The following is a 14655-nucleotide window of genomic DNA, read 5'->3' on the forward strand; positions in this document are numbered from 1 at the left end:
TTTCCTGTTTGTTGTATTTCAATTTAATTAAGCATAATGAAACATACTTTACTGTGTGTATTCATCTCAATCTTGAGTATGAATACGATCATGGCACAACTGCCACATGATCAAGTTTACATGAATAAAAATATTGCCTGTGGAGCCTTGATGTACGGGAATTCCTCATGGACAAATTATTGGGAAAACACCCTAAAAAGAGATAATCCAAATATCGGGAAACTAAGCACCGAATCTTTAGGAGCCATGATTGCTTATGGTATCACAAAGAAAATAAATGCCTTAGTGATGGTCCCTTACGTAAAAACCCAAGCTAGCAAAGGAAATTTAATGGGTCAGCAAGGCCTTCAAGATGTCAGTCTTTGGTTAAAAGCACAAGTATTTGACTACAAACAATTACATGGACATGCTACACTTGGAGTTAGCACACCGATGAGTAATTATGTCACTGAATTCATGCCTATGTCCATTGGAATTGGGGCTAAAACATTCAGTGCTAGAGCCATTTTACATTATAACTTACCTTCCAACTTATTCATCAGCGCAACAGGCTCATATATTCTAAGAAGCAACGTTAACGTAGATCGAGATTCTTTTTTAAATGGAGAAAGACTATATAACACAAGCACGGTGGCCGTTCCCAATGCCTTTGATGCCATGTTTCGTATGGGTTATCTAAGAAAAGAAAATCAAGTAGAGGTTTTCGCCGAGCACTTTTCTTGTGTGGGAGGAGACAATATTCGTCGTAATTCCATGCCATTTCTTACAAATGACATGACCATGACTGCTGTAGGAGCATACGCTAAATATCAGCCTAAATCACTTGGAATAAGTGCCAAAGTATCCTATGTCCTAGACGGGCAAAATGCGGGACAAAGTACTAACGTAACTGTTGGTTTATTGTACCTATTTAAGGTTAAATAATCATTCGAACATCATGAAAAAATATATATACTATTTTATTACCCTCGTTTGCTTCAGTTTTCTTCAATCCTGTGAAAAAACAGCATCTGAAGCATTACTCTCTCCGTATGTACCAACCAATATCGATGAGAATGCAGGAAATTGGAAAACATTTGTTTTAAGTTCCCCAACGGAAGTAAGCATAGCTGCTCCTGCTGCATCCAACGACCCTAATTACTTGAAGGAAATTGATTCCCTTAAAAATATCGTTGCCCCCAATCTAACCAATGAACAGAGACAAATTGTTGCTTACTGGGGTGCAGGTGCAGTGTATCGCTGGAACGAAATTGCCCGAGAATTGGCCGCTCGCTATAATTCAGCCCCAGCGGCAAATGCAGAGGGAAAATATCCTGTCCCAGATGCTACAAACCCTTTGGCTGACCCTAAATTCCCATTTGCCAATCCTCCATACGCTTCAAGAGCGCTAGCCTATTTAAGTGTGGCTCAGTTTGATGCCCTAGTAAGTGCTTGGAAATATAAATACCAATACAACCGCCAGTCGCCGGGTGTGGTAGATAAAGCGATAAAACCCTTACTACCCGTTAACACTTTACCTTCTTATCCATCAGAAGATGCGGTAGTTGGCCAAGCTAGTTATGTCATTTTATTAGCCATGTTTCCTGGTGAAGGACCTTTTCTAAAATCTAAATTAGAAGAGTGCAAAAATGCGCGACTTTGGGCTGGGATGAATGTCAGCTCTGATCTCAATGCAGGTGTAAGTCTTGGCGGAGCTGTTGCGGCAAAAGTAATGGTTAGAGCTAGAGCTGATGGTATGGGAGCTGCTAACAATCAAGCTGCCACTCCTGATATGATTGCCCGTTCTAAATCTCTTGGTTTTACCACCGTTTGGACAAGCCAAGAGAGTCCAGCTAGACCACCCATGCTTCCTACTTTTGGAAATGTAAAAACATGGAATTTTGATCGAGCTACGATGGAAGCTATACGCCCAGCTATTCCATACATTGAAGGTTCAGCTGAGTTTAAGAAAGATTTTGAAGAGCTTCAAACCATTGATAAAAATCAAACCCGTGAACAAGCTGCTATAGCTAATTTCTGGGCAGATGGACCTGGAACTTACACTCCTCCAGGACACTGGCATCGTTATGGCGCCAATGCTGGTTTTGAAGCCAAATATAGTGAAGTTCGTATGGCTAGAATGCTTGCCTATTTAGGGACGGCTGAAATGGATGCAGGAATTGGGTGCTGGGATACTAAATTTTATTATTACAGCCCACGTCCACAACAATATGGCCTAAAAACATCGGTTGGATTACCCAACTTTCCCAGTTATACCTCGGGGCACTCTACTTTTTCTGCAGCAGGTGCCGAGGTTTTATCAGCCTTCTTTCCAGAAAAAGCCAGCACATTTAATTCCTATGCCCAGCAAGCTTCTGATTCGAGAGTTTATGGATTAATCCATTGGAGAATTGATTGCTCTATGGGTTTAAAACACGGAAAAGTGATAGGACAATATGCTGTCAAAAGAGCTAGCCAAGATGGTGCTCTCTAACATTAATTCAATCCGCCTATAAAAATATAATTAAGGGGTAATTTTTAATAGTCGACTGACATGATCAGTCGGCTATTTTTGTTTTATTCTAAAATTTCAATTGATATCCAGCTCGAATAACCTGAGTTTCATAATAATCATTCGATGACATTCGGAATCCTTTGGCCAATATATCTTTATGTATCACCATGGTATTCAATAAATCACTGGCATTTATAAAATACTCCCCTCTTCCATTTTTTTGAGCTTTCTTTATTCCTACATCCAAACTAAATCGTTGGCCAATTCTACCTTGTGGAATAAGGTCTGGTGCCAAATAAATAGCTGACAACTGCATATTCCACTGTTTTGGTAAGTGGATAAATCCAATCCATTTAGCACTTCCAGAAATAATTTCATCAGGCTCAGATGTATAGGTAGTTGGTATGGGATATTGATTAAATACAGAAAAGGAATTTATCCGATTTTGATACGCATTCAAATTAAGGTTAAAAGAAAATGCTTTCGAAAGTTCTTGAGATAAAACGATTTCAAGCCCCAAATTAGAACTTTTTCCTGCATTCTGCATGATATGATAAATCAAGGTATTTCCAGGAACGGTAGTTGCTATACGAGTTATTGTGGCATCCGCTAATCGTTGATAAATAGCTGTATATAAATAGCCTCTATTGATACTTGATTTATAAGCTATTTCCATGGTATTAGTGAACTGCGGTTTCAATGCAGGATTTCCCACCTTTACAATTTCTGCATCATCATATTTTGGGAATACACGTATATCCAATTCAGCTGGCCTGTCTACTCGTCGACTAAAGAAAAAGGATAATTTATTGTTCTCATTAAGTTTATATCCTAAACGAACATTGGGGAATGGTTGCACGTACTGATAGCCATCACTTTTATAGGTATTATGGTTGGGGTCGATGTCATATTTGACCGTAACGTATTCCATCCTCAAACCCGCCTCCACTTCATATTTCTCATTTTCAAAGATATAATTACTATAAATGGCTGGGATGGTCTCCTTGTAATCCGCCCAACCACCTGCAGTCACATCAAGTGGGGAATTTAACCCAGGGATAAATAACATGCTCGTTGGGATAAAACGATAACGGTACTTTAATCCAGCCTCTACTCTTCCCCATTTTAAAGGCTTTACATAATCTACATTCAAATCTATCACATGCTCATCTGACATTAATTTAAAAGCGTCTAAACCGGTATAAGTTGGATAAATATTAGTAAAAAAATACTTTTCATCCTCTTGATGCCAGGTATAATTTAAGCCCACATTGATTAGATGACCTGGTTGCTCAAATCGATGCTGAAAATTATTCATCGAAGTTACTGTTGTCTTTAATTCATCCTCCAAAAACTGCCACAACCTCCTTCTCTCTGTCAGATTTTGATTAAAAAATGGTTCATCTCCATCATCTAATATTTTTTCACTGCTAAACAAAATGGATGAACTCCACGAATTTTGATCATTCATTTTCCAGTCAATCCCACCCATGAATGTACCAATATTGGTTCTCCTATTCCTCTTGGTTTGTTGTTGAATAACTTCGCCAGAATCATAGGTCCTTGTCACAAATTCATTTTTATTTAGTGTAGGTGTATGATTAAAATCCGCCTGTAAAAAGGCATTCAGGTTTTTCTTTCTATAATTAAGAGAAAGCGATGGATTAAGCTTGGGAGTTGCTTGAAACTGAGGACGAATACTAGGCAAATTTTCTCTTTTAATTCCCAAAGCTCCTAGTCCTGCACTTAGGCCTATCTTCCCATTAAAGCCTTCTTGCTTTGTTTTCTTGAATATAATATTGATGATTCCCGCATTACCATTAGCGTCATACTTGGCAGAAGGGTTATTAATAATTTCAATTTTTTCTATAGCGGAGGATGGAATATTATCCAAGCCCGATTGAGTACCAAAACCCGTAAGCGCCGTTTGTTTACCATCTACTAAAACTGCCACTTGAGAACTACCTCTCAAATTCAATTTCCCATCTTGTACTGTTACTCCAGGCAAACTTTGCATGACTTGTAAAACAGAGCCACCAGTCTGGGAACTTATCGTTTCTACCGAATAACTTTTTTTATCCAGCTTGTTCTCAATCTCATCACGCTTAGCACTAACCGTTACCTCTTGCAATTGCTGCTGATCAGGAACAAGGTCAATCGTAGCCAAATCAAGGAATTCTGTCAAACTCCCAACAAATAAATTTTGCTTTTTCAGCTGATAACCCACCATACTTATCTGAAGATAATAAGTGCCTGGTTTGATGTTGTTCAAACGAAACCTGCCATTTGCATCACTAATGGTTCCTTGAACAAAAGTACTGTCTTTAGCCTTTTTTAATAGGACATTACTATAAACGACGGCACTTCCATTTCCTTGATCTTTAAGTACTCCGGACAGAGTAACTTGGGAAACTTGAGATTTAACAGAAAAAACAATACAGCAAAACAATAAAAACAGGTAGGCAGATTTATTAGGCATCTTATCTTAGGAAAACTTTTTCAAGTTAGCCTGAATATATTCACTTACAAATATAATTGGGGATTAGTAGACCAATGAGCCCACTCATCTATTCCTTTGTTGCCTAAAAAACCAAACTTTTAGTATATCTGCTGTCAGAATATAGGCAAAAACAATGGCCAGCATCAACCCTAATTGAAGCATAGAAATCGGTACTAAACCAAATTCTACTCCCAAGTAAGAATAGGGTAACCCTAGAGTTATCAATAAGCCAAATACACTTAGAATTAATAAGTATTTACCTGGTTTACTTTTAAAGAAATTCTTATGTGTTCTAATAATGAATAAGATAAATAATTCAGTCAAAATGGATTCAATGAACCAGCTCGTCTGAAAAGTAGCTTCTTTAGCTTTAACAACATAATATAAGAGTAAGAAAGTCATGATATCAAACAGCGAACTATGCAAACCAAAAATTATCATGTACCTGCTAATGAATTTTAAATTCCACTTCCCTGGCCAAGCTAATTGTTCTTCATCCACATTGTCAGACGCAATGGACAAATAAGGAAAATCTGTTATAAAATTAGTCATCAATATTTGCTTAGGCAGCATGGGTAAAAAGGGTAATAGTAAAGATGCAAAAGCTACTGAAAACATATTTCCGAAAGTAGACCCCGTATTGATATAAATATACTTCAAGGTATTCGCAAAGGTTTTCCTTCCTTCTTTAATTCCATCTATCAAAACAGACAAATCCTTTTCTAATAAAACAAAATCCGCCGCTGATTTAGTAATATCCACTGCATTTTCCACAGAAATTCCCACATCTGCTACGCTAATAGCTGAAACATCATTGATGCCATCTCCCATATAAGCCACCGTATATGAATGCCTTAAAGCCAGAATTATTCTTTCTTTTTGCTGTGGTTCAACCTCCGCAAAAATATGGGCCCGTTTCACTTGTATATCCAAGGCCGCAGAACTCATTTGAATTAAATCTTCTCCCGTAATAACTATGGGATTTACTATACCCATTTTAAGCGCAATGGCATGTGCCACATGACGGTTATCTCCAGTAATAATTTTAATTCCTACATGCAGTTGCTTCAATGCATCTATTGCTTCCAATATTCCTGATTTGATAGGATCTTTTAATAAGATAAACCCAGCAAATACCATTTCATTTTCAGCTGACTTATCAAGCATTTGACTCTCCCATTTCTTGTAACAAACCGCTATTACGCGCATTCCCTCTATCCCAAATTGTTCATATTGATTTTGAATAGCCTCTTGATATGTTTCAATGGGAAAAATCTCTCCATTATTTCCTCGAACCCGAGTACATATTTGAATAATTTGTGCAAAAGCTCCCTTGGTCACCAATAAACTTTCTTCTCCTTCCAAGGCAATAGATAACCTCTTTCTAATAAAATCATAAGGTATCTCTCCTAATTTTTTGGGTAATTTACCCGACATTCCGGGTTGCAACTTAATGGCCTCATCAATAGGATTCGAATAACCCGCTTCTAGGGATGCATTCCAAAAGGCTAAGCTTTTGGCATATTCACTTTCCTTATTCGAAAAGTCAACAATACTTTCTACGACAATAGCTCCCTCCGTAATAGTGCCTGTCTTATCGGTACACAACAAATTAACCTCCCCCAAATTCTGAATAGAAGACAGTTTTTTAACAATGACCTTCTTTTCTAATAAACGCTTGGCTCCAGCACTCATCGCAATGGTAGTAATAGCAGGTAATAATTCGGGAGCCATTCCTACGGATAAAGCCAATGCAAATAATGCTGATTCGAGAACATTTTTATGATTAAACAAATTGACAACTAAGATGAAAAAAGAGAGAATTAACGTGATTTTCATTAATAAAAATCCAAAATCCTTTATCCCCTTTTCAAAACTGGTTTCCACCTTATCATTACTACTTTTTACTATGCTCCCAAATACAGTATCCTCACCCGTGTAAATGACCAAAGCTTTTGCCGTTCCAGATACAACGTTAGAACCTTCCCATAAAGCATTTTTCCTTTGTGCCAAAGAAGAGTTTGCTGGGCTCAATTCGGTCGACTTATAAACAGGAAATGATTCTCCTGTTAAACTAGCCTCATTGGTATATAACTCATTTGATTCCAATAAAATACAATCTCCCGGAATTATATCTCCCGCCTTAAAAAGGATAATATCTCCTGGCACTAACTGTTCACTTTTAATTACTTGAACTGAATTATCTCGAATAACCTGACATGTATTCGAAATCAATGACTGAAGTTTGGCTACAACCCTTTCTGCGTTTCGTTCCTGAAAAAAACTTAATAAACCCGTAGAGATAACAATAAATAATATAATAATTACGTCAGATGTATCTCCCAAAAAAGCCGAAAAACAGACGGCTCCAAGCAGTAAAAGCATTAAGGGGCTTTTAAATTGAGTCAGAAACAAGCGAACATCCTGTTCCCAAGGATGTATTTTCCTTTTTGTTTTTAAGCTCTCTTGATAAATCCTTTTGGCTTGACTGGACGATAATCCTTCATTAGAACTGGCTAATTCTTGCAAACAAATAGCTGGGTCAATACTCCAAAATGAGCGTAAGTCTACTTCATTTTTCATTCTATATGATTTAATTCCGCTAGTAGATGATGAAAAATAATACATGAACTATCATAAAACACAATATACTCTACTTTATGAATAAAAGATGTTTGTCCTAACATGATAAATTACTCCTATGGTTAATTCAAATTCATTTACTAAATTTGTTAGTCTATATGAACCATAGATTTTATATCCTGTATTATGAAACATCTTTTTTACCTTACTCTTTTATTATTATCAAGCCCCATTTGGGCTCAAGAATCATTCCCAAAATTAGCTGGACATATGGGCATAGCTCATTCCATTATCACGATTTCAGATGGTAGCACTACTGGGAATTTTGGCAACTCTTATTCTGTTGGCTTCCCAATAGCTCTCAATATTTGGAAAACAGAAAAAGTTGGATTTTCATTTGAAGTAATCCCTGCCATTCGAAGTGAGAATGGTAGTCACAAAGTAAATAATGTCACCTTTCATCCCGGCATTTTGTATCGGTTGGGTAAAGGTTACACCTTTGCTGGACGTGCTGCATTTGAAACAAGCGGTCGATATGGCCTAACACCGGTTTTTAATAAAGTGTTGAAAAGAAATAAATTCAGCAATTATTATCTGGCAATCCCTATCCCTGTTCGATTTGGAAATGATCGACCGATATCAGTTAATTTAACTGTTCAACTAGGTATTGCCTTTTAATAAATCATGCATTTCTGAATAAATTTTCGTAAAATTCCAGTGTCAAATTAAACACGGAATTTATGCGTAGCTCCATTCAGACTTGCTTATGGTTTAATCAAACCGCCAAAGAAGCTAGGGAATTTTATCAATCGATTTTTGAAGATTTTGAGGTGAAATCTGAAAATCCCATGGTCAGTTCTGTTCGTTTGAATGGCCGAGATTTTATCTTTTTAGGTGGCGCCAATCACGTAACTTTTAATCCTTCCATTTCTTTTTTCCTCATTTTTCAGTCCAATGAAGCTTTAGAAAAGAAATGGGCCGACTTATCAAAAGATGGGAAAGTTTTAATGGAATTAAATACCTATCCGTGGAGTAGCCTCTACGGTTGGTGTGAAGATAAAAATGGAATCAGTTGGCAATTAATGATCCAACTTCCCCTACCTGAAAAAATCATTCCTGCATTATTATTTACCCAACAAAATAATGGTAAAGCCGAACAAGCTATACAATATTATACCCATTTAATCCCTCATTCTCAGATCAATTTACTAGATCGATATAAGGAAGGAAGTGTCGATAAAGAAGGGAATATTCAACACGCCCAGTTTCTATTAAATGATCAACACTTTATTGCTTTTGAAAGCTCATATATGCATCAATTCATCTTCAATGATGCTATTTCATTTGTCATAACTTGCCAGAATCAGGATGAAATAGATTTCTATTGGGATAGCTTCATTCGAGATGGTGGGAGTCCTAGTAAATGTGGTTGGATCAAAGACCCATTCGGCGTTTCTTGGCAAATTATTCCTGAAAATATGGGGCAATTAATGCGTAATTTCAATAATCCCACATTCATGAACGTGTTCATGAGCATGGGTAAAATTGACATAAATGCCCTTGAAAATGCTTTAAATGGCTAATTATTCCTTCGGTGGTTTAGCTACTGGCGACATTTTGGGTGATATAAAATGAATGAGCAACCAAGCTAATAAATAAGCCGAACCACAAATCAAGAAAATCAAATTATAGCCTCCAGACAAATTATCATTGGCCTTATACGTGTCCAAAATGACTCCAATAAAATATGGAAAAATAACCCCGCCCAAAGAACCTGCCAAACCACCAATTCCTACCACCGAACTGATTGCATTTTTAGGAAACATATCCGAGACCGAAGTAAAAATATTGGCAGACCAAGCCTGATGCGCAGAAGCAGCAATACTAATTAAAATGACAGCTTGCCAAATATCCGTAGCCCAACGCGCCGAAATGATGGGTAAAGCTAATAAGGCAAAAAACAACATGGCTGTTTTACGAGCCTTATAAACAGGCCAACCTTTGCGCATTAACCAGCCAGGAATATAACCTCCTCCAATACTCCCTATCGAGGTACAAGTGAACAAAACAGCTAAATGTATGCTCGGTTTTTTGAGATCTAAAGAAAACGTTGATGAAAAATAAGAAGGCAACCAAAAAAGGAAAAACCACCAAATAGGATCCGTGAAAAATTTGCCTACGATAAACACCCAAGTTTGAGGAATGGTGAACAATTTACTCCAAGCAATGGGTGTATTGTCTTCATGGTCATCTTCCTGAATGTAATCTAATTCGGCCTGATTAATCCCTTTCTTTTTACTAGGAATTTCATAAAATATCCACCAAAAAATAAGCCAAATAAATCCAATGGCTCCCGTAATTAAAAATGCTTCTTGCCAACCATAAGCTCCTAATAACCAAGGAACCATAATTGGAGCCACCATCGCTCCAATATTAGCCCCAGAATTAAATATACCCGTAGCAAAGGCTCTTTCTTTTTTAGGAAACCATTCGGCAACGGCTTTAATAGCCGCCGGAAAATTACCTGCCTCTCCCAATCCTAATACCGACCTGGCAGCACCAAAACCAAATGAGGTTTTAGCCAAGGCATGGAACATGGCTGCAATAGACCAAATAATAATAGAAATGGTATAGCCTAATTTAGAGCCAATTTGGTCAATGATCTTACCAAAAAATAGTAAGCCAATAGCATAAGAAGCCGTAAAACACATGACAATGAAACTATAATCCGTTTCTGACCAATTTAGCTCCTTTTCTAAAGTGGGCTTTAGTAATCCTATCACTTGACGATCCAAGTAATTAATGGTGGTTGCAAAAAACAATAAGGCCACCACCACCCAGCGAAAATTTCCTACTTTTTCTTTCATTAGAATCCGATTGAATTACCCCCATCGACGGGAATTGAAACACCTGTAATATATCCAGCAGCATCTGAGGCTAAAAATACGGCCGTCCATGCTACATCTTCTGGTTTACCAAAATAGCCCATTGGCGTCCTATCCATAGCCTTATGTTTACGATCAGGATCTGAATTCATGGCTGTTTTACTCATGGCTGTTTCTATAAACCCTGGAGCAATAGCATTTACTCGTACCCCATGGGCCGACCATTCAGAAGCTAATACCCTAACTAAACCGTACAAACCTGATTTCGATGAAGCATAAGCTGCCACTCGATCTATTCCATAATACGCCGCCATGGATGAAATCATGATGATGGATCCTGATTTTCTTTCCAACATATGCTTGCCTACTTCTCGACTTAACACAAAAACGGCGTTCAAATTAACTTGAATAATTTGCGCAAAATCATCGTTGGAAACCTCAATCGCTGGACGTTTCATATTGATTCCGGCATTGTTCACCAGAATATCAATTTTACCATGTGATTGAATGATATCAGCCACCAAACTTGGCGTGGCACTAACATCCGCCATATCATGTACAAAATAAAAGGCTCCAGCTCCTAAGCTATTGACCGCCTCTTGAAGTACCGCTTCTCTTCTACCTGTTATGATGACATTGGCTCCACTGGCCAACATACATTTTGCCATATCAAATCCGATACCCGTTCCTCCGCCCGTGATTAAGGCTACTCTACCCGCCAATGAAAATTTGTTCTCCATCTTTTAATAATTCTTTAATTCATTCTAGAAATGGCCAATTCCATTCCTCGTATTTCTGCTAAACCTCTCAAACGACCAATGGCCGAATATCCAGGATAGGTTTTTTTGTGTAAATCATCTAACATTTGATGCCCATGATCTGGTCGCATGGGAATTTGCTCTCCTCCTCGTTTTACTTCCTCTTCATGAATAGCTTTGATGACTTCAAACATAGGTACATCTCCAGCCAAATGTGGGGCTTCATGAAAAACTAAAGTTTCATCTTGTTCTCTTTTAGTGGTTCTAAGATGTATAAAATGTATTCGATCGGCAAACCTTCGGATCATAGAAGGTAAATTATTATCGGGTCTAACACCTAAAGAACCTGTACAAAATGTGATGCCATTTGCACGAACAGGAGAAGCTTCCATTAAGCTAGCTAAGTCGTTTTCCGTACTTACAACCCTAGGTAAACCTAGTAATGGGAAAGGGGGGTCATCAGGATGAATACACAAATTAATCCCCAATTCTTGGGCTAAAGGTGCCACTTGTTGAATAAAATAATGCAAGTTTTCCCTTAGTTTATCTGGCCCAATCTCTTGGTATTGATCTAGTAAGCTTTGAAAGTTTTCTAAATGAAATGCCTCTTCTGATCCCGGTAAACCTAATAATACTGTATTTTGTAATTCTTCCTTTTCGGGAATCGTCATGCCTTCAAATTTCAATTTTGCCGCTTCTTGTACAGCTTTTGAATAGTCCAATTCGGCCTTCGGTCTTTTCAGAATAAATAAATCAAAAATGGCAAAATCTGTCCAAACAAAACGGAGAGCTTTAGCCCCATCAGGCATCTCAAAATCAAGTTTTGTTCTCGACCAATCCAGCACGGGCATAAAATTATAGCAAACCGTTTTTATCCCTTTAGCTGCCAAATTCGACAAGGAAATACGGTAGTTTTCCAGGTACTGCTCTCGCTCAGGTAAGGCTTTTTTGATTGCTTCATGTACTGGCAAACTCTCCACTACAGACCAATGAAGGGCTGTATATTGGTGGTTTCCCTGCTCAATGAGATCAATCCGTTCTTGAATCGCTTCTTTTGACCAAACATCTCCTACGGCAATTTGATGCAAAGCTGTAACCACGCCTGAGCATCCAGCCTGTCGAATATCCATTAATGAAACTGGGTCATGAGGCCCAAACCAGCGCATGGTATGTAGCATGATTCAATGAGGTTATTTCTTGTAAAAAGTCAATAATTGTCAAATTATACTGATGGCATATAAATATATTTTTCAAACATAAAATATGCTTTTATCAGGAAAATGTCCTAATTTGAGCTTAATATAGGGGTTTTGGATCAAATTTAGTCATCGTAAACGTTACCGATAGGTGAAGAAATTCTTTGAAATATTATACCTAATTTTAAACATAAATTAAAAAATTGGAAATCTGTCCTAAATGCTCCACCAATACCTTTGTCATTCGGGCAGGAATGATACGTGGGAAGGTTCGTTACCACTGCAAAACTTGTGATTTCCATTTTACTCAAGAACATTCAGAAAAGTCCATTCCGCAAAAACAAATTCATACCACGATTAAGGACATTGCCAATATCATGGGTGTTTCCATTGCCACTGTTTCGCGTGCCTTAAACAATAAGTCGGATATTAGTCCAAAAACCCGAGATGCTATCCAAAAATTAGCTTTGGAGTTAGACTACAATCCCAATTTATTTGCCAAAGGTTTCCAACGAGGGGAAACTAAAACGATTGGAGTTGTTATTCCCAATATTAAAAGACCCTTTTTTGCAGGTGTTTTATCTGGAATTCAAGAAATTGCCAATGAGCATGGCTATCGAGTGATGATTTGTCAGTCCAATGAATCTTATGAAACGGAAGTGACCAATATCCAAGGACTTTTGGCTAGCCATGTCGATGGTCTTTTAATTTCTCATTCCAAAGAAACTACCCGCTTTAACCAAATTAAAAATCTATTTGACAAGGGATTACCCATGGTACATTTTGATCGGATTTGTACCGAAGTAGATACTCCCAAAATTAGGCAAGAGGATTTTGAAGGGGCATTTCAACTGGTGGAACATTTGATTCAACAAGGTTATCAACGTATTGCCATTTTAGCTGGACCTCCTGAATTATTGATTAGTCAAAAAAGAAAAGAAGGATATATACATGCCTTAGAAAAACATGGATTAGCCATTCGACCTGAATACATCTTACATGGAGATTTTAGCAAAGAATTTGCTCTGGCTAGTTTGGATGCATGGCAACAATTACCTGAACCTCCAGATGCCATATTTGCCATACATTATTTAAATGCGGTAGAAATCATTCAATATTCTAAAGAAAGAGGGATTGATATTCCTAATCAACTAGGAATCGTAGGCTTTGGAGATGAATACTTGGCAGAAATAGTGTCTCCTGCTTTGACTGTTTTTCATTTATTCCCTCAAAAAGTTGGGGAAGTGGCTGCTCGTTTATTGTTCGATGTGATATCTCATAAAGATTCAAGTCAACAAAAAGATATCCTGGTTCAAGGACAATTAATCATTCGAAAGTCTTCTTTGAAAAAAGCTTAAGGCATATACTGGTGAAAGCGTAACCAATGTTCAAAATCCACTGTCCAATAATCAGACGGCATATTCATTTTTCGCATACCAAACCCATGCCCCCCTTGGGTATACATGTGCAATTCGACAGGCTGTTTTGCCTTTAGCCAATCCAAATACAATTCGACAGAATGAGAAGCTAATCCTAGATTATCATCACTAGCCGCTGCAATAAAAATGGGGGTTCGCTTACTGGGAATTTGAGTACCTAAGACTGCTTTTTTATATAAATAAATAGGAGCTACAAAATTAGGTCGATTGTCGTCCGTGGCTGTTTGTAACACTGACATGGTTAACGTTCCACCTGCAGAAAAGCCCATAAACCCGATCTTTTGAGGGTCCAATCCCCATGCATGGGCATGTTGTCGAACATATTCCATCGCCTTTAATCCATCTTGGGTAGCGAGTTTTACCACTGGAGCATTGATTTCATCCAATTTGTTAAAATCCTGCATCTTGGCACTCAATTCTTTCACAGGATCATTAGAAAGCATATGAACAACTCGGTATTTTAACACAAAAGCCGTAATTCCTCGTTGATTCAACCATTTGGCCACTTCAATACCTTCACTGTCGATCGATAAAATATGAAAAGCTCCACCTGGTGCTACTATGACCGATGTCCCATTTGCTTTGGATTTCTCCGGAAAATAGGCTGTAATACTTGGCTCCACCACATTATATACCAATCGAGTATTAAACCCATTGGTGCTGCTTTCAGTCTCTTTCCAATCCCAAGACTCCGAACCGGGTGCTTTGCCCGAATACAAGGCTATTCTTTCTTGAGAAAAGGCAAAATTCGCCCCTAAAGAAAAACATAAACAAAGAGATAGAATTCGTTTCATCCGATG

11 protein-coding genes are annotated in these 14655 nt (G+C 37.8%); 5 read left to right on the forward strand and 6 right to left on the reverse strand.

The genetic code is table 11. The annotated features are described in order from the left end of the window. Nucleotides 1-36: 36 nt before the first annotated feature. Both EWU22_RS01410 and EWU22_RS01415 read left to right on the forward strand, forming a co-directional pair. Complete coding sequence (locus EWU22_RS01410; RefSeq protein ID WP_130924105.1) at nucleotides 37-924, forward strand: hypothetical protein; 888 nt, start codon at nucleotides 37-39, stop codon at nucleotides 922-924. A gap of 13 nt (nucleotides 925-937) precedes the next feature. Beyond that, on the forward strand, nucleotides 938-2473 hold the full coding sequence (locus tag EWU22_RS01415) for a phosphatase PAP2 family protein (RefSeq protein WP_130924106.1): 1536 nt from the start codon (nucleotides 938-940) through the stop codon (nucleotides 2471-2473). 88 nt (nucleotides 2474-2561) lie between these two features. Here the strand turns inward: EWU22_RS01415 and EWU22_RS01420 are convergent, their stop codons facing one another. Both EWU22_RS01420 and mgtA read right to left on the reverse strand, forming a co-directional pair. Beyond that, nucleotides 2562-4973, reverse strand: coding sequence for a TonB-dependent receptor domain-containing protein (locus EWU22_RS01420; RefSeq protein WP_130924107.1), 2412 nt, complete (start codon nucleotides 4971-4973; stop codon nucleotides 2562-2564). An 84-nt stretch (nucleotides 4974-5057) separates the two neighbouring features. Further along, entirely contained in the window at nucleotides 5058-7577 is a 2520-nt protein-coding gene (mgtA, locus tag EWU22_RS01425) for a magnesium-translocating P-type ATPase (protein ID WP_130924108.1), read from the reverse strand. 186 nt (nucleotides 7578-7763) lie between these two features. On the opposite strand from mgtA, the gene EWU22_RS01430 reads away from it, so the two are divergent. Beyond that, nucleotides 7764-8255 (forward strand): hypothetical protein, encoded by a 492-nt coding sequence (locus EWU22_RS01430; protein ID WP_130924109.1) that lies wholly within the window; start codon nucleotides 7764-7766, stop codon nucleotides 8253-8255. 62 nt (nucleotides 8256-8317) lie between these two features. Next, nucleotides 8318-9160, forward strand: coding sequence for a VOC family protein (locus EWU22_RS01435; RefSeq protein WP_130924110.1), 843 nt, complete (start codon nucleotides 8318-8320; stop codon nucleotides 9158-9160). Here the strand turns inward: EWU22_RS01435 and EWU22_RS01440 are convergent, their stop codons facing one another. The 3 genes from EWU22_RS01440 to uxuA are packed head-to-tail and all read right to left on the reverse strand — an operon-like array spanning nucleotide 9161 to nucleotide 12398. Beyond that, on the reverse strand, nucleotides 9161-10444 hold the full coding sequence (locus tag EWU22_RS01440) for an MFS transporter (protein WP_130924111.1): 1284 nt from the start codon (nucleotides 10442-10444) through the stop codon (nucleotides 9161-9163). Continuing rightward, on the reverse strand, nucleotides 10444-11202 hold the full coding sequence (locus EWU22_RS01445) for an SDR family NAD(P)-dependent oxidoreductase (RefSeq protein WP_130924112.1): 759 nt from the start codon (nucleotides 11200-11202) through the stop codon (nucleotides 10444-10446). The genes EWU22_RS01440 and EWU22_RS01445 overlap by 1 nt, the downstream gene beginning before the upstream one ends. Before the next feature lie 14 nt (nucleotides 11203-11216). After that, nucleotides 11217-12398, reverse strand: coding sequence for a mannonate dehydratase (gene uxuA, locus EWU22_RS01450; protein WP_231962577.1), 1182 nt, complete (start codon nucleotides 12396-12398; stop codon nucleotides 11217-11219). Between the two features lie 221 nt (nucleotides 12399-12619). On the opposite strand from uxuA, the gene EWU22_RS01455 reads away from it, so the two are divergent. Further along, entirely contained in the window at nucleotides 12620-13774 is a 1155-nt protein-coding gene (locus EWU22_RS01455; RefSeq protein ID WP_130924113.1) for a substrate-binding domain-containing protein, read from the forward strand. On the opposite strand, the gene EWU22_RS01460 is transcribed toward EWU22_RS01455, so the two are convergent. Continuing rightward, a complete protein-coding gene (locus EWU22_RS01460) occupies nucleotides 13771-14649 on the reverse strand; it encodes an alpha/beta hydrolase (protein ID WP_130924114.1) in 879 nt (292 codons plus the stop codon). The genes EWU22_RS01455 and EWU22_RS01460 overlap by 4 nt on opposite strands. Between the last annotated feature and the right edge of the window lie 6 nt (nucleotides 14650-14655).

Source organism: Aquirufa nivalisilvae (assembly GCF_004307455.1).
Lineage (GTDB): Bacteria > Bacteroidota > Bacteroidia > Cytophagales > Spirosomataceae > Aquirufa > Aquirufa nivalisilvae.